This is a genomic window from Pseudomonas sp. MF06569 (assembly GCF_059862735.1).
In genome coordinates this window covers 196,173-216,367 of record NZ_JCBCUZ010000004.1, presented here as the reverse complement: position 1 = coordinate 216,367, position 20,195 = coordinate 196,173, and the positions used below count along the sequence as shown (strand labels likewise).

The following is a 20,195-nucleotide window of genomic DNA, read 5'->3' as shown; positions in this document are numbered from 1 at the left end:
GCGGCTACATCCGTTCTGCAGGGCTTATTTCACCGTTTTCGGCACTTTGCCCTGCTGCATTTGCTGCAGCAGTGGCGCGCACTGGTTGGGTTCGCCACCACTTGGCGCAACCAATGCCAGCAACCCTGCCGCCGGGCCTGCAATCACGCCCAGCGCCACCATGCCGGCACCGCGCAACAGCAACGGTACGGCTTGCACACCCGCCGAAGGGTTGGCGAAGGTGCCGCGCACATACAGCGGTGAACGCAGCGAAAACAAGCGCAGGCCCTTGGACTCAGGGGTAATTTTCAAGTCGAGCTGTTCGGTGGCGAAGTTGACCGTACCGTCGATGTAGATAATCGCGTTCTCGGTATCGAACACAAACAGCCGGGAGCTGGCCAGACCGCTCTTGATACCGAAGTCCGCTGCCGCGCAGTTGATTTTGACGTCTTCGTCGCCAAAAATCTTGCCCACCACGTAGTTGCCCACGTTCAAGCCAGCTATCTCCATCAGGCTGCGACTGATGGCGCCATCATTGATGATCATTTTCAAATCACCATTGGCAGTGCCCAACAACTTGGCCACCGAGTTGCCGGTCCCGGCAATCGTGGCATCGCCATTGAGTTCACCGAAGCTGGTTTTCATCGGTTCAAACGTGGGAAACAGCTGCTTGAGCTTGAAGTTGCGCGCCGTCAATTTGGCGCTGCCTTTCAACGGCGTCGCACGACCATTGAGGCGGATCTGCGCATCCAGCTTGCCGCCCGCCACGCCAAAGCGCAGCGGCTCAAGGCTCAGCTCGCCGTCATTGAGTACCAGATGGGTGAACAGGTCGGTAAACGGCAACTCGGCGCTCTGCACGATGCGCTTGCCGGTGAGTTCAACGTCGGCGTCCATGTCGCGCCAGCGCTCGGTGCGAAACTCTTCGACCGGCAGCACTTTACCCGCTGGCTGCTTGCTTTCACCGCCCCGGGCCTTTTGCTGGGTGTTGGAGTCGGCGCCGATCAAAGGAGCCAGGTCAGCCATCAGCAGTTGGTTGGACACCAGCTTGCCAGACAGCTTTGGCCGCGGCTGGCTGGCCACGTATTTCAGGTCGCCGTGAATATCACTGCTACCGATTTTGCCGTTGAAGTTTTCATAGCTGAAGGTGGCTCCACCGGGCTCACGCAATTGGGCGATCAAATGCCCGTCGGTCGAGTACGGCGGTGAATCCGGCAAGGTCACGCCGGTCAACGGATAGAGGTTGCTCAGGCTGGTACCGGCCAGCTTCAGGCGCAGGTTCAGCGCCCCCAGATTCAGCGGATCGGTCAAGGTCCCGGCCAGCGCCACCTGGGTATCGGCAATGCTGACCTGGGCTTGCAGCGGGAAAGGCCTGGTTGCGTCCTGCAAGGCCAGCAGGCCGCCAATCTTGCCCGTACCGTTGAGTTTCTGGTCGTGGTACTGGCCTTTGACCTTGAGGGCGAAGGCATAGTCTTGCGCCTGGCCACCTTTCTCCAGGGCCTTTTTCGCGTCCGCTTCGCCGACGATTTCCCTGAAGGGGATAGGCTTGCCCAGTGGGTCGATCAGCACATCCAGTCGGGCTTTGAGGGTTTGGTCATTTAACGTGACGTGGCCCTTGTCGAAGCCGATGGCGCCTATATCAACGGTCCACGCTGACGGCTCGGCGTTCGGGTCCTTGGGGTCGAACGTGAAGTTCCAGTTCGCCCGGCCATCGGCCAGACGCTCAAGGTTGGCGCTGGGCTCGGTCAGGTTGATGCGCGGGATATCCACCGTTTGGGTCAGCAGTGCCAGCGGCGACAGGCGCAGCTCGACTTTCTTGAGGCTGGCCATTTGCGCCGTTTTCGACCACTCGGGGTTGCCCAGGGTCAGGTCTTGGGCAATCACATGGGGCCAGGGCACCCAGGCGCGCCACCCGCCCTCGTCCTCTTCGCGCTGCCAGCGCACGGCCAGATCACCGTTGATGGCAAACGGGCGATGAAGGATTTCGGACACTTTGGTGTTGAGGGTCGGCTTGATGCGGTTCCAGTCGAAGGTAGCGAGGATCACCACCAGCACGGCCACCAACAGCACGAGAATACCGCCTGTCCAGGCAAGGGTTTTACGGGTGCGCGTCATGTCGCGGCTCCTTGAATTCGACTCAACGTCCCAGTTACGACGCCTCTAAATGTACGACTGGCAAAGACGTCTGAAGGTTTAACCCCGGTACGACTTTCGTGTAAAAAACCTCGGAAGCCTCAGGCTAGAGCCCCCGAATCTGAACAATCAATTCTGTCGATTATCACCATTGCCCGTATGAACTTTGATATCCGGTAGCCAAGCGTAGCATTGCCTCAACACCTACTTAGTTGCACTGCTACGGAGCACACACCATGAAACGCCCATTACTGCTTGGCCTGAGCCTTTCACTTTTCGCCGTCAACGCTTTTGCCCTGCCAGCCGACGACGAGCCAACCCCAATGGTACAACCTGCATCGAGCACGTTGAGCCAACCCCTCAACCCGGTGGCTGAAGATGGCGCGCAACGTACCCTGGATCAGCAAAATCGCGTCGCTGAAGATGGCTACGATCGCACCCCAAGCAATCAGTTTGTCGCCGAAGGTGGCGCTGATCGTCTGGCCGAGCGCAATCAACGTGCGAGCTAAGCCTTTCGTAGCAGTTACCGCAGGCTGCGTTCGGTTGCGTAGCAATCGTAAATCCTGAGAAACGGGTTTACCTGAAACACCGTAGAACCTGATTTTGCGACGGTTACGCCATCGAACGCAGCTTGCGGCAGCTGCTAAGAGAAGATTGAAGCCTTCACCGTTCGACGCCATCAAAGCCGATTTGCTAGAGTGCGCCGCTGTACTTGTCTGGAATACCAGCCCCGATGCTGCCCCGCGCCGAACAGAAGCAACAAACCCGCCTTGCGCTGATGGATGCTGCCCGCCACTTGATGGAATCGGGTCGCGGCTTTGGCAGCCTGAGCCTGCGCGAAGTCGCAAAAACGGCGGGCATCGTGCCTACCGGTTTTTATCGTCACTTCAGCGACATGGACCAGTTGGGCCTGGCACTGGTCAGTGAAGTCGGCCAGACCTTTCGCGAAACCATTCGCCTGGTGCGCCACAATGAACTGTTCATGGGCGGCGTGATCAACGCGTCGGTGCGCATCTTTCTCGACGTGGTGGAGGCCAATCGCTCGCAGTTTCTGTTTTTGGCCCGCGAGCAGTACGGCGGTTCCCAACCGGTTCGCCAGGCCATTGGCGCACTGCGTGAAGACATCACGTCGGACCTGGCAGCAGACCTTGGCTCCAAACCCAAGTTGCAGCACCTGGACCATGCCGGCCTGACCGTGATCGCCGATCTGGTGGTCAAAAGCGTGTTTGCCGCCCTGCCCGACGTGATCGATCCGCCTGCGGACACCCTGCCCGATCACCTCCAACCCCAGGCCAAAATCAGCCAGCAGCTGCGATTTATCTTTATCGGGCTCAAGCACTGGAAAGGTTTGGGCAGCACGGAGTAATCGTTGGCGCACTGTGTTGGTGCGCCTTCGCACCCCCAGCGCACCCGTTTGGAACACCCTCATCGTCCTGCACCCTTTTTGGGCCTGTATTTGCACCCGTCACCCGGGTTGGCAAGCCCCTTGCTCTGGCTTGGGTAATGTCAATTGCAGGATGCCTTCCGATGTTGGTGATTCATCGCAGAATCCAGCCCCACCCCGTGTGGAGCGCCGAGCTACACCTCAACTTCGAAGCCCGGAGCAAAAGCCGCCTGCGCTGTTTCAGCAGCAGTGGCGAAGACGTGGGGCTGTTCCTTGACCGCGGCCAGGCGCCCTTGAATGACGGCGAATTTCTCCAGGCCCAGGACGGACGAATCGTACGCGTGTGCGCCAGCCCGGAAAAACTGCTGCATGTCACCTGCCGCGATGCCTTTGAACTGACCCGTGCGGCTTATCACCTGGGCAACCGCCATGTTGCCCTGCAAGTGGGTGATGGCTGGTTGCGCCTGCTCGATGACTATGTGCTCAAGGCCATGCTGGAGCAATTGGGTGCACATACCGAGGCCATTGAAGCGCCATTTCAACCGGAACACGGCGCCTATGGCGGCGGCCATCATCACTCCCGTGCGGGTGAAGAGGACTTCAACTACGCGCCGCGCCTGCATCAATTTGGCGTTCGCCTGTGAATCCGGCCTGGGCGCTGTTGCGCTTGGCCAGCCCGCAACTGCCCATCGGTGGCTACAGCTATTCCCAGGGGCTGGAAATGGCCGTCGAGAATGGCCGTGTCACTGATCCTGTGACGGCCGCGCGCTGGATCAGCGATCAATTGCTGCTCAATCTGGCCCGCTTCGAAGCGCCGTTGCTGCTCGCCCATTGCCAGGCGGCGGCCGACCAGGACTGGAACACCTTGCAGCGGCTGTGCGATGAACATCGCGCCAGCCGTGAAACCCGAGAACTGCATCAGGAAAGCCGGCAAATGGGCTACTCCTTGCAACAGTTGCTCACGGGTTTGCCGGAACTGGACGAGCCCGCACGGTTGTTTCTCGCACAACAGCGTGAGCCACATCTGGCCCTTGGCTGGGCATTGGCTGCACGCGCCTGGGGCATCAGTCCTGCAGACGCGCTGGCCGCCTGGCTCTGGAGCTGGCTGGAAAACCAACTGGCGGTACTGATGAAAACCCTGCCACTGGGCCAGCAAGCGGCCCAACGCATGACCAGTGAGTTGTCGCCCGCCCTGCAACAGGCACAGCAACACGCCAGCACCCTCGACTCATCCCACTTGGGCAGCGCCGCTTTCGGCCTGTCGTTGGCGAGCATGGCCCACGAGCGCCAGTACAGCCGCCTGTTTCGTTCCTAGGAGAATGTAATGAACTCACAGCCTTTGCGTGTTGGCATCGGTGGCCCGGTGGGCTCCGGAAAAACCGCGCTCACCCTGGCCCTGTGCCTGGCGTTGCGTGAAAAGTACAACCTGGCCGTCGTCACCAACGATATCTATACCCGTGAAGATGCCGACTTTCTGGTGCGCAATGAGGCGCTGGCCCCGGAGCGCATTATCGGGGTTGAAACCGGTGGCTGCCCGCACACAGCGATTCGTGAAGATGCGTCGATCAACCTGGAAGCCGTGGATCAGTTGAACCGCCGTTTTCCGGGGCTGGACCTGATTCTGGTGGAATCGGGTGGCGATAACTTGTCGGCCACCTTCAGCCCGGAGCTGTCCGACCTGACGATCTACGTGATCGACGTGTCCGCCGGGGACAAATTGCCACGCAAGGGGGGACCGGGGATCTGTAAATCCGACTTGCTGGTGATCAACAAGATCGACCTGGCGCCGCTGGTGGGCGCCTCGCTGGAACTGATGGACAGCGACACGCGGCGCATGCGCGGCGAAAAGCCGTTTGTGTTCAGCAACCAAAAGACCGGGCTTGGCCTGGATGCCATCGTGGCGTTTATCGAGCGTCAGGGTTTATTGGTTTGACCCGTGGGAGCGGGCTTGCTCGCGATGGCATCGCGAGCAAGCCCGCTCCCACATTTACACTCGCGTATTCAGAGTTGAGATCATCCAGGGAATCACGGTGTATCATGTCGCGCAAACGCCCCAGCCGTGACGACGCCCGCCGATGCCTGATGTAGCCAGCTCCGACTTCCCGCTAGAACTGACCGCCACGTTTGCGGCCGTTCAGCAGCATTTTCGCCAGGTCATTGTGCCGCTCTGGCAAGGCCCCGGCTGGAATGCCGAACTGGCGCTGCCCTACGAGGCACTCAGCCCTGAACATCGGCCGCTGCCCCCCCAGCGCTATCGCGCCATGGCCTGTGCGCGGCAACTGTACCTGTTCGCCAGCCTGATCGATGACCCGGCGTTCCCCGACGCCACTGAGCGCGCCGCGGCGCTGTTCCGCTCGCTGCACCAGCATTTTCACGACGCCGAACACGGTGGCTGGTTCTACAGCATCGACCCTGACGGCGCGCCGCTGGATCAACGCAAAGACCTCTACACCCACGCCTTTATCATCTTCGCGTGCGCCCATTACTGGGCCAAAGTACGCGAGCCGCTGGTGGAGTCGGCGCTCAATGGGGCGCTGGAGGTGGTGGCCGAACGCTTCAGTGATGGCAACGGCCTGTACGAAGCCAGCCTGGATCGCGACTGGACTTCACTGAACACCGGCCCCCTGCAAAACCCGTTGATGCACTTGGCTGAAGCCTTTCTGGCCACCCTGTCGGTGCGCGAGGATGCGCCGGTGCATGGCGCACTGCTCGCACTGGCCGAGGCCATGCAGCAGCGCTTTATCGAGCCTGTGCATAACGTCATGCTCGAAAAACCGCGCGGGGCTGTGGATAACTGGTTTGAGCCGGGCCATCAGTTTGAGTGGTTCTTTTTGCTGCAGTCTTCACCACTGCTACGCCAGACACCGCTGCACGGGTCACTGGATCGTGCTTTCGGCTTTGCCGAGCAGGTGGGCGTCGCCCCACAGAGTGGCGCGGTCTGCGGCATGCTGGCCCCCGATGGCAGCCTGCGTGATGGCACCCAGCGCATCTGGGCGCAAGCCGAATACCTGCGTGCCCTGACCTTGCGCTCCGACAGCCAGCCACGTCTGCAACGCCAGTTGCTGGCGCTGCAACAGCACTTTTTACATGCCGGTGGCTGGTACGAATGCCGGGATGGCGCAGGGCATGTCAGCCGCGAAGACATGCCGTCGACCACACCGTATCACCTGGCGACGTGCTACAGCGGGTTGGCGCAGTACTTTAATAACTGACGCCTCCCACAAAAACTCACTGGCCTTGGGTTACGCAATCCACTTGCGATCCCCGGTAAAGCTGATGGTCAGCCAGCGGGCACTGTCAGCAGCCCCCAGTAGTTCGGATATTTCTTCGCGCAACGCATCGAGTGTCTTCACGCTGGTCAGTGGATAACCCGCTGGCAGCACAATATGAATCTCGATAAATCGCGCCCGTCCATGCTTCTGCACGTAGGTTTTGTAGCCTTCAAACCCATGGCGTGCCGACATGTCTTCGAGCACGTCGCGTACCTTGTCGTCGAGTCTGTCCGGGGCTATCCCCAGGACGTCACGCAAGGCCGGCTTGAGGATCTTGAACGCCGGGGCCAGCATGCTCAGGGCCAGCAAAATCAGGATCGCCGGGTCAACGTAGGCCGCCCACTGTGCATAACCCTGCTGCTTGAGCACCAGCGCCGTGACGAAACTTATCAACAGCCCCACCGACAGCATGGCGTCCACCAGCCAGCTGATGTTGTCGAACTGAATCAGGGTGGACTTGAGCTTGCGGTTTTTGCGCCGCACCCAGAAGTAGTACGCAAATTCGATCACGGTAAACACCGCTGCGTAGACAATCACCATCCCCAGCTCGATGTCGCGCCCACCATTGATGATGCCGAACACACCGTTCAGAAAGGCATAGATCGCAATCAACAGCAGGAAGCTGCCTTCGATCAGCAGCACCATGGGCTCCAGGTGCCAGAAGCCGAACTGGAAACGCTGGTTGCTTTCCTTGGCAATCAGCTGCGCCGTAATCAGCATCAGTACTTTGATAAAGGTGGCGATCAAAGAGAAGAATCCATCGAACATGATGGATTCAGAACCCGAAATAAAACCCGTCGCAATGCCCGCAATGGCCACCGCGAACATTAATACAGTCGATTGTTTGAGCAGTTTCTGCTCACCACGGTCACTCACAAAAACTCCTTTTCAGCCCGATTGAATGCGACCCCCTCAGGAGGTCGCAGGTGGGCTGCCAGGCGTGAGTTTACTACTTGGCGTGGCGCTCGATGGCAAAACCGCTCCAGGACTGCGTGACGGGCATCAGCTCAAGGCGGTTGATGTTGATGTGGGCCGGGGTGTTGAGCACCCAGAAAATGGTCTCGGCGATGTCCTGGGGCTGAATCGGCTCAGCACCCTGGTAGGTCGCATCGTAACGTTCCTTGTCGCCACCGAAGCGCACCATGGAGAACTCGCTCTCGCACAGGCCTGGCTCTACGTTGCTGACCCGCACACCCGTGCCCTGCAAGTCGCAACGCAGGTTCAGGGAGAACTGTTTGACGAAGGCCTTGGTGCCGCCATACACGTGGCTGCCAGGGTACGGGTAGCTGCCGGCGATGGAACCCAGGTTGACGATCCCAGCACCGCGGCCGTAGGCGATCAGTCGTGGCAGCAGCAGGCGGGTGGTGTAGAGCAGGCCTTTGATGTTGGTGTCGACCATGGTTTCCCAGTCGTCGAGGTCACACTTGGGCGCCGGGTCAGTGCCCAGGGCCAGGCCCGCATTGTTGATAAGCCCGCGCAACTTGCTGAACGAAGGCGGCAGACCGGCAATCGCGGCTTCCATCGCGACACGGTCACGCACGTCCACCACCAGGCCGTGGACCTCGGTCTGCTTGGACAACTCTTCGCACAGGGCTTTCAATCGATCTTCGCGCCGACCCGTCAGCACCAGTTTCCAGCCTGCTTGTGCAAACTTGCGCGCACACGCCTCACCAAATCCGGAAGTCGCGCCCGTAATAAACAGGGTGGAAGTCATCGTGTTCTCCTTGGCTGGCGGGCATCGGCCGCCGTTGAATTGGACGTTGAGCAGAATGCCCCGGCTGACGGTCAGCGGCAACCCGTCGTGCATCCAGGTCGAAGCTGTACAAAAAACGATCAGCCGCCGGTAAGCCACTGTGCATAAGGGCTGGAGCCATATGCACTCACCTTATCCACAGGCCCGTCCACAGTCTTTGGGTGTAAGTCGAAAATACTCAAAGCCACAGTCCACAAGGGATAGAGCACAGGAAAAGGTGTTTTTGACTTGACCTGGACACGCCCCACATGCAGGCGCCCCAAAAAGGTGCAACCCAGGGAAACCCTGCAGATAGCCAGAGGCCAGTAATTACACCGCCTAGCGCATTCTTTCCAGAGTTTAACCACAGACTTATCCACAGGTTAGTCATTATTTCCGGTCGCTCTTTATAACCAAACAAACCTGTTGACAAATCACCTGGGGAGCCAGGCAAAAAGCACTGATCAAAAAATAACCACATCTCTACAGGCCTTGTAAATAAAGGCCTGTAGCCAACTACTCCCACGTTACCCACAGCCACCTCCACAGCAAACGGGGACAAGTCAAAATGATGACAAAACAGGGGATTACAGCGGCTTTATGTCGCGGTTTCACAGAGTTGAAATATTGTTTTCCACAATTTGGGGCGGGGGTTGTGCGGGAAGGAAATTGTCTTACAAAAGACATGTGGGAGCGGGCTTGCTCGCGATGGCCTCGACGCGGTACTTCAGAAAAACCGCAGCGCTACCATCGCGGGCAAGCCCGCTCCCACAGAGAGGTGTGAAATGCCTGTTAATGCCCGCCCAAATAAGCGTTACGCACCTCCTCGTTACTCAGCAGCTCCTTGCCGGTGCCGGTCAGGCGGATTTCACCGTTGACCATTACATAGGCGCGATCGGACAAACGCAAAGCGTGGTTGGCGTTCTGCTCGACCAGGAAGATGGTCATACCCGTTGTGGCCAGTTCGCGCAGGGTGGCAAAAATCTGTTTCACCACGATGGGCGCCAACCCCAGGCTGGGCTCATCCAGTAATAACAACTTGGGACGGCTCATCAGTGCCCGGGCGATCGCAAGCATTTGCTGCTCGCCGCCCGACATGGTCATGGCCCGCTGGTTACGCCGCTCCTTGAGCCTGGGAAACAACTCGAACATGCGCTGCATGTCTTCGTCGGCATGCTTGTCGCCAATGGGGATGGTGCCCATCAGCAGGTTTTCTTCCACAGACATGTCCGGAAACACGCGACGGCCTTCGGGCGACTGGGCGATGCCGTTGGAGGCAATGTAGTGCGAGGACTTGTGAGTGATGTCCACGCCCTGGTAGATGATTTGCCCGCCGCTGGCACGGGGCTGGCCAAAAATCGACATCAGCAGCGTGGATTTGCCCGCGCCGTTGGAGCCGATCAGGCTCACGGTCTCGCCCTCTTCAATATGCATCGACACTTTTTTCAACGCCTGGATCGGCCCGTAGTGAACGTCCAGTTCCTTGAGTTCGAGGATCGTGCTCGTCATATCAGCTCCTCTTCGTCTGCGCCGAGGTAGGCAGCAATCACTTTCGGGTCGTTACGAATAGCGTCAGGCCCGCCCTCGGCAATCACGTTCCCGTGGTCGAGCACCACGATGTGATCGGAAATACTCATGACCATGCCCATGTCGTGCTCGATCAGCACCACGGTCAGGTCGTGTTCGTCGCGCAACAGGCGAATCATTGCGCTCAACGCTTCGGTTTCCTGCGGGTTGAGGCCAGCGGCCGGTTCATCGAGACAGATGATTTGCGGGCGGGTGCACATGGCCCGCGCAATCTCCAGCCGCCGCTGCTGACCGTAGGACAACTCACCCGCCAAACGGTTGGCGCAGTCCACCAGATCGACCACCTCCAGCCAGTAGAACGCGTGGTCCAGCGCATCGCTTTCGGCCTTGCGGTAGCCCTTGGTGTTGAGGATACCGGCGAGCATGTTGCGGTTGACCCACATGTGCTGGGCCACCAGCAGGTTTTCCAGCACCGACATTTCCTTGAACAGGCGAATGTTCTGAAAGGTGCGGGCCAGACCTGAGCGGTTGACCAGATGAGTACCACCGAACATTTTGTAGTACAGACGACTGGCGAATGCCTTGGGCGATACGAAGTCAGTCAACTTGAACGGCTCGCCCAACAACTTGATGACGTTGGTGCGTGTGCCTCGCGCATTGAGTTCGATCTTGCCGCCACTGGCCTTGTAGAACCCGGTCAGGCAGTTGAATACGGTGGTTTTACCGGCACCGTTGGGGCCAATCAGGGCAAAGATCGAGTTGCGTTTGACCTTGAGGCTGACATCGCTCAGGGCCTTGATCCCGCCAAAGTGCATCATCAGTTTATCGACCGAGAGCACAACGTCGTCATTCAGAGTGGGCTCGTTCATGGCGCAACCCCCTTGCGTGGTGTGACCCCGACACGGCTGATGCGGATCAGGCCCCGCGGTCGCCAGATCATCATCAACACCATCAATACACCAAACAGCAGCACCCGGTATTCGGCAAAGCTGCGCAGCAGTTCAGGTGCCACGGTCAGCACGAACGCAGCGATCACCACGCCCACCGTCGAACCCATGCCGCCGAGCACCACAATGGCGAGGATCAGTGCCGACTCGAAAAAGGTAAACGAGGACGGGTTTACAAAACCCTGATAACTGGCAAAGAACACCCCGGCCAGACCTGCAGTGGAAGCACCGATGGTGAACGCCGAGAGTTTGACCAGCACGTGGTTCAGGCCCATGGAGCGACAGGCGATTTCGTCTTCGCGCAGCGCTTCCCAGGCGCGGCCAATCGGCATGCGTGTCAGGCGGTGCTTGATGTACAGCACCAGCAGCACCACCAGAAACAGCACGATGTAGATAAACAGGAATTTGATATTGGGGTTGTAGTCCAGGCCGAAAAACTGGTGGAACGGCACCCCGCCCTCTTTGGCTACGCGGCCAAATTCCAGCCCGAGAAACGTCGGTGAAGGCACCGGCATGCCGTTGGGCCCACCGGTAAACGACAGCCAGTTATTGAGGATCAGACGAATGATTTCACCAAAGCCCAAGGTCACGATGGCCAGGTAATCCCCATGCATTCGCAATACCGGAAACCCGAGAATGCACCCCGCCATCGCCGCCGCAATGGCCGCCAGCGGCAGCACCGACCAGAAGCCCAGCCCCAGGTACTGATAACCCAGCGCCAGGCCATAAGCACCGATGGCGTAGAAGGCCACGTACCCCAGATCGAGCAAGCCCGCCAACCCGACCACGATGTTCAGCCCAAGGCCGAGCAGCACGTAGATCAGGCCGAGGATGACCACGGTCAGGATGTACTTGTTGGCAAAAAACGGGAACACGATGGCAATCACGATCAGCAGTGGCACGATCCAGCGCAGCCGCGATTTGTAATCGGGAGGCAGCACGTGTACGCCAGAACCGCTGGACTCAAAGCTCTGAAGGATCTTCAAACCCTTGGACGTTTGCAGGAACAGGCTCAGGACAAACCGCCCCACCATCACAATCGCCACCAGCCAGCCAACACGCGCTGGCTGCAGGTTAAAGCTATAGCCGTCGAGCACAACCCCCACGATCGGCCCGAACACAATCAATGAAATCAATCCGGCAAGGATCGAATCGATAACGCTTTTTTTGATATCAATCGGTTTGTTAATGGCTGCAGACATACTTACACCTTCGCCACGAGAGGACGACCCAGCAGGCCTTGGGGACGGAAAATCAGAATCAGCACCAGCAGTGAGAAACTGAACACGTCCTTGTAATCCGAGTTAACCAACCCGGCAAAAAGTGACTCGGAAATACCCAGGATGATCCCGCCGAGCATGGCGCCAGGCAATGATCCAATCCCGCCGAGCACGGCAGCGGTAAACGCCTTGATGCCGATAATGAAGCCGGCATAAAAGTCGAACGTGCCGTAGTTCATGGTGATCAGCACACCGGCCAGCGCGGCCATGGCAGCACCGATCACAAACACGTAGGAAATCACCCGGTCGGTGTTAATCCCCAGGATCGACGCCATCTTGCGGTCTTGCTGGGTGGCGCGGCACATGCGGCCCAGCTTGGTGTACTTGATGATGTAGGTCAGCAGGCCCATCCCTACGAAGGCCGCGATCAGAATGAAGACTTTGGTGTAGGTGAGCTGTACAAAACCGGTGCCAATGTCCACGCGCCAGGAGCCGCTCAGCAGGGTTGGAACCCCTTGTTGGCGTGAACCCTGGGCAATTTGCACGTAGTTTTGCAGGATCAGGGAAATACCGATGGCGCTGATCAGCGGCGCCAGCCGTGTGGAGTTTCGCAGAGGTTTGTAAGCCACGCGTTCGATGACCCAGCCATACACGCCAGTCACCACAACGGTGAAAATCAAGGTACCCAACATCAGTAGCGGGAAGGATTCAATACCGAAGTATGCCAACAGAGCCAGACTGATCGCCGCGAGGTAAGCAGAGATCATGTACACCTCGCCGTGGGCGAAGTTGATCATGCCGATGATGCCGTAGACCATTGTGTAGCCGATGGCGATCAGGCCGTAGACAGACCCGAGGGTCAGGCCGTTCAGCAGTTGCTGTAGGAAAATACCATCCATAACGCAATCTCACGCACTGGAGCCTTTGCGCAGACGCAAGCCATCCACGCCGTCAGAGGACAGCTTGGGTGGCAGGGTGTGTGCGACTCCTGGAAAAGAAGACAGGTGGTGCAGATACATTCCCACCTGATGCCCGCCGAAGCTGACATCAGGTGAGTGATTCATCTCACTTCTGTTTTTCCAGCTGGTGATATTTGCCGTCTTTGTCCCACTGATAAACCACGTAGTCAGAGACTTTCAGGTCGCCTTTACCGTCCCAGGTTTTTTCACCCATCACGGTTTTAACCGGGTTGGCCTTGAGCCACTTGGCGGCGTCTTCGCCTTTGTTGGATTTGGCGCCATTGAAGGCGTCAGCCAGGGCCTGGATCGAAGCGTAGGCATACAGGGTGTAGCCTTCAGGCTCGGTGCCCGCTTTGCGGAACTCTTCAACGACCGCCTTGCTGTCCGGCAGCAGGCGCGGGTCGGCGCCGAAGGTCATGTACACGCCATCGACATACTGCGGGCCACCGGCAGTGGCAACCAGTTCGTCGGTCACGATGCCATCGTCCGACATGAATTTCACATCCTTGAGACCCGCTTCACGCAGTTGGCGGACCAGAGGACCGGCTTCTGGATGCAGACCGCCGAAGTACACGACATCGGCACCGGCGCCGCGGATTTTTGTGACCAGCGCGCTGAAGTCTTTTTCACCCCGGGTCAGGCCTTCTTCCAGGATGGGTTTCACGCCGCGCTTGGTCAGCTGTGCACTGGTGGCATCGGCCAGACCTTTACCGTAGGTGTCCTTGTCGTTGATGACCGCTACTTTCTTGCCCTTGAGCACGTCGACAATGTAGTCGCCTGCAACGATGCCTTGCTGGTCATCTCGACCGCACATACGGAACACCGCATCCAGCCCGCGCTCAGTGACCTGCGGGTTGGTCGAGCCTGGGGTGATCATGATCACACCCGCATCGGCATACACCTCGGAAGCAGGAATCGTATTCGAGGAGCAGAAGTGACCGACCACACCGATCACTTTGTCCTGATCGACCAGGCGGTTGGCCACGGCCACGGCCTGCTTGGGTTCGCAGGCATCGTCGCCGGCAACCAGCTTGATCTTCTCGCCGTTGATCCCGCCCGCCTTGTTGATTGCATCCGCAGCCGCCTGCGCACCCTTCATGTACTGCTCGCCAAATGCCGCGTTAGCGCCCGTCATGGGGCCCGCCACACCGATTTTAAGATCCGCCTGAACAAACGAAGAGACACCCAGCGCTGCTGCCACGGCGAGGGCCAGAAAACCTTTTTTGTAGAACGTCTGCGACATGAGGTGGTGCTCCTGAGGTTTTATTAGATGGCACTTCGACTTCACTTAAAGCTCAGAGCAAGCCGCGTGCCATTGGCTTTTTATTCTTGGAAAAGTCGTTCTTTTGTTGTTTTATCGACTGTTTCGAGCCCATTTTCATTGGGCGTGCAACCGTCTAAACCGAGGAAGGTGAAACCGTTAAGTTTTTGCAGGCGCAACCATTCACGACAAACGTTGCAACCGGGTTGCCCTGCATTGTGCAACCGACCTGTAACCACTTGCGTCACCGAACTGCACACTCTCGGTGCATGACTGCTACAGGCCGCACCACTAAAGGCTAGCTGCTGCGCGGCGAAACGTTGTGCCGTCCGAAAAAAAACCCGTCAGATCACAATTCTCAAACATTGGCCCGCGTGATACAGCGAGAAACCTGCTTCGTACAAACAGCTGCGCAACCCCGTTCCAGAGAGCGGCCGCATCGGCGCAAAAGGAATCGGCAAGGCCTTCGCATCGCCATTGCACAGGTAGTCGGCAAACGCTTTTCCCACCACGCTGCCCGTGGTCACGCCACGGCCGTTGTAACCCGTGACTGCCACCAAACCGGGCGCGGGTTCGAATAAACGCATCAGGTGATCGGGAGTAAACGCGATACACCCGGTCCAGGTGCACTCCCACTCCACACCCTTGAGGTACGGAAAGTAATGCTGTTGAACGCGGTCGGCCCAGGCTTTGAGAAACCACGCAGGCTTTTGATTGCCATTACCCAGGCTGCCCAACAATAAACGGCCCTCAGCATCGCGGCGGATGCTGCTCAATACTTGGCGGGTGTCCCACGAGCCCTGGCCGCCGGGCAGGATGCGTTCAGCGGTGGCATCGGTCAGCGGTTTGGAGGCGACTTGATAGTAATAACCAGGGAAAAAGTTACGTCGCAGGTCAGTCCATTCGCCTTCGGTGTAGGCATTGGACGCCAGGACCACCTGCTCAGCATTGACCGCACCCTGAGCCGTCTGCACTGACCAGCGTGTGCCCTGGCGCTCTAACCCGGTGACTGGAGAATGGTCAAACAGGCGCCCGCCCAGATCACTCGCAGCCTTGGCCAGGCCCGAGGTGTAAGCCATCGGGTTGAGTGTGCCAGCGCGCCGGTCGAGCAAAGCAGCGGCGATTTTCGGGGTGCCGGTAGCGGCTTCGCAAGCAGCCCCGGTGAGCAGTTCAACCGGGGCTCCACGACGCTTCCATTGCGCTTCGCGGCTGCGCAGATCGGCTTCGCCCCGAGCGTTATGGGCCATGTGCAACGTGCCTTCGCGCCGCAGTTGGCAGTCGATCCGGTACTTGTCGATCAGGCTGAACACCAGCGCGGGTGCAGCGCCGAGCATTCGATTGAGCTGACTGCCCACGGCTTCGCCGAAACCGGCTTCGATATCATCCGGAGGGATCCACATCCCGGCGTTAACCAGCCCCACGTTGCGCCCCGAACCACCGTGCCCGGTGCGATGCGCTTCGAGTACACAGACGCTTTTGCCTTGTTCAAGCAAATGGATGGCGGCGGACAGTCCGGTGATGCCAGCCCCGATCACACACACATCAACATTCAGTTCGCCCTTGAAAGTGGGCGCCTGGGGACGTTGTGGGGTGAGGTTTTCCCACAAACACTGTTCGAGTAAAGGCATTGCCAAGCTCCAGAAATGAAACCCAACGCGGATGCAATCATGGGGGAACGCTTGTGGGAGCGGGCTTGCTCGCGATGCAGACAACCCGGTCTGACTGACAGACCGCAGCGATGCTATCGCGAGCAAGCCCGCTCCCACCGTATCCTCCCACCACAGGTGACTCAGGGCTTACCTCAATCGAAGGTAATCCCCTGCGCCAACGGCAGTTCCAGCGAGTAATTGACGGTATTGGTCTGGCGCCGCATGTAGCCGCGCCACGCATCCGAGCCCGACTCCCGGCCGCCACCGGTTTCTTTCTCGCCACCAAAGGCACCGCCAATCTCCGCGCCGCTTGGGCCAATGTTGACGTTGGCAATCCCGCAGTCACTGCCAGTGGCCGACATGAATTGCTCGGCTTCACGCACATCGGTGGTGAAAATGCATGACGACAGGCCCTGAGGCACGGCGTTGTTCAGGCGCAAAGCCTCGGCAAAGTCGCTGTAACCGACGACGTACAGAATCGGGGCGAAGGTTTCGTCGCATACCACATCGCTCTGCTCCGGCATTTCAACAATCGCCGGGGCCACGTAGTAAGCACCGGGATACTGGCCAGCCAGCTGACGCTCACCCCCAAACACCCGCCCGCCTTCGCTCAAGGCCTGCTCCAGTGCGTCCTGCATGTTTTCAAAGCTGTGCTTGTCGATCAGCGGCCCCACCAGGTTGCCTTGCAGCGGGTGGCCGATACGGACTTTGGAATAGGCGGCCTTGAGCCGGGTGACGATTTCTTCCTTGACCGATTCATGGGCGATCAGCCGGCGCAGACTGGTGCAACGCTGACCGGCGGTGCCGACGGCGCTGAACAAAATGGCGCGTACGGCCATGTCCAGATCGGCGCTCGGGGCCAGGATCATTGCGTTGTTGCCGCCCAGCTCCAGAATGCTGCGGGCAAAGCGGGCTGCGACTACGGGTGCCACTTCACGCCCCATGCGCGTGCTGCCAGTAGCGCTGATCAGGGCTACGCGCGGGTCTTCAACCAGTGCCTGGCCCGCATCACGACCGCCGATAATCACTTGGGCCAGGTACTTGGGGGCGTCGGCAAATGAATTCAGGACCCGATCAAACAACGCCTGGCAAGCCAGCGCGGTGAGCGGGGTTTTCTCGGACGGCTTCCAGATCACGGCGTTGCCGCACACCAGCGCCAGCGTGGTATTCCACGCCCAGACGGCCACCGGAAAGTTGAATGCGCTGATCACCCCAACCACACCCAACGGATGCCAGGACTCACGCATATGGTGGCCCGGACGCTCGGAGGCGATGGTCAAACCGTACAGCTGGCGTGACAGGCCGACGGCGAAGTCGCAGATGTCGATCATTTCCTGCACTTCGCCCAGGCCTTCCTGGGTGATTTTGCCCGCTTCCCACGACACCAGCTCGCCGAGGTCAGCCTTGTACTCACGCAGCAAATCGCCGAACTGGCGCACCAGCTCACCACGGCGCGGGGCCGGCACCTTGCGCCAGGCCTCGAAGGCGTGCTCGGCGCGGGTCACGTGCTGCTCGGTTTCGGCACCACCTTCCCAGTGAACGGCACCTATCTGGCTGCCATCAATCGGCGTGTAAACCGGCTGATTGCCCTGTTGATACAGCGCGGGGTTTACACCCAGACGATCCAGTAATGCAGCGACCATTGAAGGCACTCCTTGAACGTGAAAAAGATAATTCGCAGGCCAGTAGTTGTAGCTGGGTCCCATGAAGGCAACAAACGACCTTTAAGCGAGATATCATTCCGAAAATTCATGCTGGGTTGGTAACCTTGCCTGACAACAAGAATTAGGGGCCTTTCATGCTCAACAAGCGCCATCTACCCTCGATCACGGCCTTGCAGTGTTTTGAGGCCGTCACGCGCCATCTGAGCTTCACCCGCGCCGCCGAAGAACTGAACCTGACCCAGAGCGCGGTCAGCAAGCAGGTCGCGCAGTTGGAGGAGCTGCTGCAGCACCTGCTGTTTCGCCGGGTGCGACGTCGTTTGCAACTGACGCCCGCAGGTGATTTGTATCTGGTAGAAGTCCGAAAAATCCTGACCCAGATCGAAATATCGACCCATACCCTGCGCTCCTATGGTGGCGAAACGGAGGTCTTGCGGGTCTCGACGCCATCAACCTTTGGTGCCCGCTGGCTGGTGCCACGACTCAAGGGCTGGGGCATACGCCATCCGCACATCCATCTGGACCTGTGCAACGAGCAGCAAGGCGACGATCTGCTTCAAGGACGCAGCGATCTGGCGTTTTATTTCGGCCAGGGTTCACGGCCTGGCACCGAAAGCCTGAAGCTGTTTGGTGAGGAACTGGTCGCCGTGTGTGCGCCCGCGAGCCTGCCGAGCACTGCCCTCACCGATCCGACCCAACTGACCGATCTGGTGCTGCTGCAGAACGCCTCGCGGCCCCAGGCCTGGCACGAATGGTTTGAGCATCAGGGCTTTTGCACCGACCACAGCTATCACGGGCCGCGCTTTGACACCTTTTATATGTGCATCCGTGCGGCGCAAGTAGGGTGTGGCGTAGCCTTGCTACCCAGATTTCTGGTGGAAGAGGAATTGGCCGACGGCAAACTGGTCATCGCCTGGCAGCACCTGATGCCGAGTCGCGACTCGTATTACCTGGCGTATCCTGAGCATTCGGCAGGCGTGCCCAAGGTGCGCGAGTTTGTGAGCTGGATGATGGAGCAACTGAATGACCCGTAATCCTGTAGTCGCTGCCGCAGGCTGCGATAAGGGCTGCAAGCCCTTTAAAAACCAGAGTCGCTGCGCAACCCATCGCAGCCTGCGGCAGCGACTACAGAGATCCACCTCGCTTCATTCTTAAAAACCGCTGGCAAAACCGCCCGCGGATATGCGCCACTAGCGCCATTCATTGAAAAAGCTGAACACCGTGGCAAAAAGGCACGGGCAGCATGGAGATTGCCGCTATGAGCGAGAGTGTATTTGCCGATCGCATCGTGCAGAACCTGCTCGACACCGACTTCTACAAATTGACCATGATGCAGGCGGTGCTGCACAACTACCCCAACGTTGAAGTCGAGTGGGAATTCCGCTGCCGCAACAGTGAGGATTTACGCCCATACCTGAACGAAATTCGCCACCAGATCGAACGCCTGGGCGAGCTGAGCATGACTCAGGACCAGTTGGGGTTCCTGGAGCGAATCACGTTTATGAAGCCCGACTTCATACGCTTTCTGGGCCTGTTTCGCTTCAATATGCGCTACGTACACACCGGCATCGAAAACGGCGAGCTGGTTATCCGCCTGCGTGGGCCGTGGCTGCATGTGATTTTGTTTGAAGTGCCGATGCTGGCGATTGTGAGTGAAGTCCGTAACCGCTCGCGTTATGCAGGCACCGTGCTGTCCCAGGCCCGCGAGCAGCTGTATCGCAAGTTCGACTGGCTGCAGGCCAACGCCAGTACCGAAGAATTGTCTGAGTTGCAGGTCGCCGATTTCGGTACTCGTAGACGTTTCTCATACCGAGTGCAGGAAGAAGTCGTCAACGTGCTCAAGCATGACTTCCCCGGGCGCTTTGTTGGTACCAGCAACGTCAATTTGTCCCGCGAGCTGGGCATGAAGCCCCTGGGCACCATGGCCCACGAGTGGATCATGGCCCATCAGCAACTGGGCCCACGGCTGATCGACAGCCAAAGCGCAGCGCTCGATTGCTGGGTGCGCGAGTACCGCGGGCTACTGGGCATTGCCCTGACGGACTGCATCACCACTGATGCCTTTCTGAAAGATTTTGATCTGTACTTCGCCAAGCTGTTCGACGGCTTGCGCCACGACTCGGGCGACCCGGTGGTGTGGGCCGAAAAATGCATAGCCCACTACCACAAGCTGGGCATTGATCCGATGAGCAAGACCCTGGTGTTCTCCGACAGCCTGACCCTGCCCCGCGCGCTGGAGATTTTCCGGGCACTGCGCGGCAGGATCAACGTCAGCTTCGGTATCGGCACCAACCTGACCTGCGACATTCCGGGTGTTGAGCCGATGAGCATCGTGCTTAAAATGACCGCCTGTAATGGCTCGCCAGTGGCCAAGATCTCGGATGAGCCGGGCAAGACCCATTGCTCGGACCCAAACTTCGCCGCCTATTTGCGCCACGTTTTCCAAGTTCCTGAACAGTCTTCCAAGGAGTGAA

At 58.9% G+C, this 20,195-nt stretch carries 19 protein-coding genes; 8 read left to right on the top strand and 11 right to left on the bottom strand.

What is annotated here, in order from left to right; all coding sequences use genetic code 11:
• Positions 1-24: 24 nt before the first annotated feature.
• Positions 25-2,091 (bottom strand): AsmA family protein, encoded by a 2,067-nt coding sequence (locus AC19YQ_RS06455; protein WP_326427481.1) that lies wholly within the window; start codon positions 2,089-2,091, stop codon positions 25-27.
• A gap of 254 nt (positions 2,092-2,345) precedes the next feature.
• Between AC19YQ_RS06455 and AC19YQ_RS06450 the strand changes: the two genes are divergently transcribed.
• The 6 genes from AC19YQ_RS06450 to AC19YQ_RS06425 all read left to right on the top strand — a co-directional run bounded on the left by AC19YQ_RS06450 (position 2,346) and on the right by AC19YQ_RS06425 (position 6,705).
• Entirely contained in the window at positions 2,346-2,618 is a 273-nt protein-coding gene (locus AC19YQ_RS06450) for a hypothetical protein (RefSeq protein ID WP_500594814.1), read from the top strand.
• A gap of 224 nt (positions 2,619-2,842) precedes the next feature.
• The gene (locus AC19YQ_RS06445; protein ID WP_046809184.1) at positions 2,843-3,475 is read left to right on the top strand and encodes a TetR family transcriptional regulator; all 633 of its coding nucleotides are present in this window, start codon (positions 2,843-2,845) and stop codon (positions 3,473-3,475) included.
• 161 nt (positions 3,476-3,636) lie between these two features.
• Positions 3,637-4,137, top strand: coding sequence for an urease accessory protein UreE (ureE, locus tag AC19YQ_RS06440; RefSeq protein WP_133078728.1), 501 nt, complete (start codon positions 3,637-3,639; stop codon positions 4,135-4,137).
• Positions 4,134-4,808, top strand: coding sequence for an urease accessory protein UreF (locus AC19YQ_RS06435; RefSeq protein ID WP_500594813.1), 675 nt, complete (start codon positions 4,134-4,136; stop codon positions 4,806-4,808). Before ureE ends, AC19YQ_RS06435 begins: the two co-directional genes overlap by 4 nt.
• A 9-nt stretch (positions 4,809-4,817) precedes the next feature.
• On the top strand, positions 4,818-5,426 hold the full coding sequence (gene ureG / locus AC19YQ_RS06430) for an urease accessory protein UreG (protein ID WP_500594812.1): 609 nt from the start codon (positions 4,818-4,820) through the stop codon (positions 5,424-5,426).
• A gap of 142 nt (positions 5,427-5,568) precedes the next feature.
• Positions 5,569-6,705 (top strand): AGE family epimerase/isomerase, encoded by a 1,137-nt coding sequence (locus AC19YQ_RS06425; protein WP_500594811.1) that lies wholly within the window; start codon positions 5,569-5,571, stop codon positions 6,703-6,705.
• Positions 6,706-6,735: 30 nt separating this feature from the next.
• Here the strand turns inward: AC19YQ_RS06425 and AC19YQ_RS06420 are convergent, their stop codons facing one another.
• The 10 genes from AC19YQ_RS06420 to amaB all read right to left on the bottom strand — a co-directional run bounded on the left by AC19YQ_RS06420 (position 6,736) and on the right by amaB (position 17,703).
• Positions 6,736-7,641, bottom strand: coding sequence for a cation diffusion facilitator family transporter (locus tag AC19YQ_RS06420; RefSeq protein WP_500594810.1), 906 nt, complete (start codon positions 7,639-7,641; stop codon positions 6,736-6,738).
• 73 nt (positions 7,642-7,714) lie between these two features.
• Positions 7,715-8,479, bottom strand: coding sequence for an SDR family oxidoreductase (locus AC19YQ_RS06415; protein WP_339474786.1), 765 nt, complete (start codon positions 8,477-8,479; stop codon positions 7,715-7,717).
• Positions 8,480-9,289: 810 nt separating this feature from the next.
• Complete coding sequence (locus AC19YQ_RS06410; protein ID WP_019826195.1) at positions 9,290-10,006, bottom strand: ABC transporter ATP-binding protein; 717 nt, start codon at positions 10,004-10,006, stop codon at positions 9,290-9,292.
• A complete protein-coding gene (locus AC19YQ_RS06405) occupies positions 10,003-10,893 on the bottom strand; it encodes an ABC transporter ATP-binding protein (RefSeq protein WP_339474788.1) in 891 nt (296 codons plus the stop codon). The genes AC19YQ_RS06410 and AC19YQ_RS06405 overlap by 4 nt, the downstream gene beginning before the upstream one ends.
• Positions 10,890-12,173, bottom strand: coding sequence for a high-affinity branched-chain amino acid ABC transporter permease LivM (livM, locus tag AC19YQ_RS06400; protein WP_133076619.1), 1,284 nt, complete (start codon positions 12,171-12,173; stop codon positions 10,890-10,892). Before livM ends, AC19YQ_RS06405 begins: the two co-directional genes overlap by 4 nt.
• Before the next feature lie 2 nt (positions 12,174-12,175).
• The gene (locus tag AC19YQ_RS06395) at positions 12,176-13,090 is read right to left on the bottom strand and encodes an ABC transporter permease subunit (protein WP_048360308.1); all 915 of its coding nucleotides are present in this window, start codon (positions 13,088-13,090) and stop codon (positions 12,176-12,178) included.
• Positions 13,091-13,099: 9 nt separating this feature from the next.
• The gene (locus tag AC19YQ_RS06390) at positions 13,100-13,255 is read right to left on the bottom strand and encodes a hypothetical protein (protein WP_339474790.1); all 156 of its coding nucleotides are present in this window, start codon (positions 13,253-13,255) and stop codon (positions 13,100-13,102) included.
• 1 nt (position 13,256) lies between these two features.
• Positions 13,257-14,393 carry a branched-chain amino acid ABC transporter substrate-binding protein gene (locus AC19YQ_RS06385; RefSeq protein ID WP_339474791.1) on the bottom strand — a complete coding sequence of 379 codons (1,137 nt, stop codon included), beginning with the start codon at positions 14,391-14,393 and terminating at the stop codon, positions 13,257-13,259.
• A gap of 362 nt (positions 14,394-14,755) precedes the next feature.
• Positions 14,756-16,039 carry an L-pipecolate oxidase gene (amaA, locus tag AC19YQ_RS06380; RefSeq protein ID WP_500594809.1) on the bottom strand — a complete coding sequence of 428 codons (1,284 nt, stop codon included), beginning with the start codon at positions 16,037-16,039 and terminating at the stop codon, positions 14,756-14,758.
• 173 nt (positions 16,040-16,212) lie between these two features.
• Positions 16,213-17,703, bottom strand: a complete 1,491-nt coding sequence (gene amaB, locus AC19YQ_RS06375; protein ID WP_326427489.1) for an L-piperidine-6-carboxylate dehydrogenase — start codon at positions 17,701-17,703, stop codon at positions 16,213-16,215.
• A gap of 155 nt (positions 17,704-17,858) precedes the next feature.
• Here amaB and AC19YQ_RS06370 point away from each other — a divergent pair, with 155 nt between their 5' ends.
• Positions 17,859-18,755 carry a LysR family transcriptional regulator gene (locus AC19YQ_RS06370; RefSeq protein ID WP_500594808.1) on the top strand — a complete coding sequence of 299 codons (897 nt, stop codon included), beginning with the start codon at positions 17,859-17,861 and terminating at the stop codon, positions 18,753-18,755.
• Positions 18,756-18,979: 224 nt separating this feature from the next.
• On the top strand, positions 18,980-20,194 hold the full coding sequence (gene pncB, locus AC19YQ_RS06365; RefSeq protein WP_339474794.1) for a nicotinate phosphoribosyltransferase: 1,215 nt from the start codon (positions 18,980-18,982) through the stop codon (positions 20,192-20,194).
• Position 20,195 lies beyond the last annotated feature (1 nt).

What these genes read in the sequence shown, in the direction of transcription:
- pncB (WP_339474794.1), top strand. Translation starts at nt 18,980, where the DNA reads ATGAGCGAGAGTGTATTTGCCGATCGCATCGTGCAGAACCTGCTCGAC.
- AC19YQ_RS06410 (WP_019826195.1), bottom strand. Translation starts at nt 10,006, where the DNA reads ATGACGAGCACGATCCTCGAACTCAAGGAACTGGACGTTCACTACGGG.
- AC19YQ_RS06385 (WP_339474791.1), bottom strand. Translation starts at nt 14,393, where the DNA reads ATGTCGCAGACGTTCTACAAAAAAGGTTTTCTGGCCCTCGCCGTGGCA.
- AC19YQ_RS06445 (WP_046809184.1), top strand. Translation starts at nt 2,843, where the DNA reads ATGCTGCCCCGCGCCGAACAGAAGCAACAAACCCGCCTTGCGCTGATG.
- AC19YQ_RS06405 (WP_339474788.1), bottom strand. Translation starts at nt 10,893, where the DNA reads ATGAACGAGCCCACTCTGAATGACGACGTTGTGCTCTCGGTCGATAAA.
- amaB (WP_326427489.1), bottom strand. Translation starts at nt 17,703, where the DNA reads ATGGTCGCTGCATTACTGGATCGTCTGGGTGTAAACCCCGCGCTGTAT.
- livM (WP_133076619.1), bottom strand. Translation starts at nt 12,173, where the DNA reads ATGTCTGCAGCCATTAACAAACCGATTGATATCAAAAAAAGCGTTATC.
- AC19YQ_RS06370 (WP_500594808.1), top strand. Translation starts at nt 17,859, where the DNA reads ATGCTCAACAAGCGCCATCTACCCTCGATCACGGCCTTGCAGTGTTTT.
- ureE (WP_133078728.1), top strand. Translation starts at nt 3,637, where the DNA reads ATGTTGGTGATTCATCGCAGAATCCAGCCCCACCCCGTGTGGAGCGCC.
- AC19YQ_RS06450 (WP_500594814.1), top strand. Translation starts at nt 2,346, where the DNA reads ATGAAACGCCCATTACTGCTTGGCCTGAGCCTTTCACTTTTCGCCGTC.
- ureG (WP_500594812.1), top strand. Translation starts at nt 4,818, where the DNA reads ATGAACTCACAGCCTTTGCGTGTTGGCATCGGTGGCCCGGTGGGCTCC.
- AC19YQ_RS06415 (WP_339474786.1), bottom strand. Translation starts at nt 8,479, where the DNA reads ATGACTTCCACCCTGTTTATTACGGGCGCGACTTCCGGATTTGGTGAG.
- AC19YQ_RS06390 (WP_339474790.1), bottom strand. Translation starts at nt 13,255, where the DNA reads ATGAATCACTCACCTGATGTCAGCTTCGGCGGGCATCAGGTGGGAATG.
- amaA (WP_500594809.1), bottom strand. Translation starts at nt 16,039, where the DNA reads ATGCCTTTACTCGAACAGTGTTTGTGGGAAAACCTCACCCCACAACGT.
- AC19YQ_RS06395 (WP_048360308.1), bottom strand. Translation starts at nt 13,090, where the DNA reads ATGGATGGTATTTTCCTACAGCAACTGCTGAACGGCCTGACCCTCGGG.
- AC19YQ_RS06455 (WP_326427481.1), bottom strand. Translation starts at nt 2,091, where the DNA reads ATGACGCGCACCCGTAAAACCCTTGCCTGGACAGGCGGTATTCTCGTG.
- AC19YQ_RS06425 (WP_500594811.1), top strand. Translation starts at nt 5,569, where the DNA reads ATGCCTGATGTAGCCAGCTCCGACTTCCCGCTAGAACTGACCGCCACG.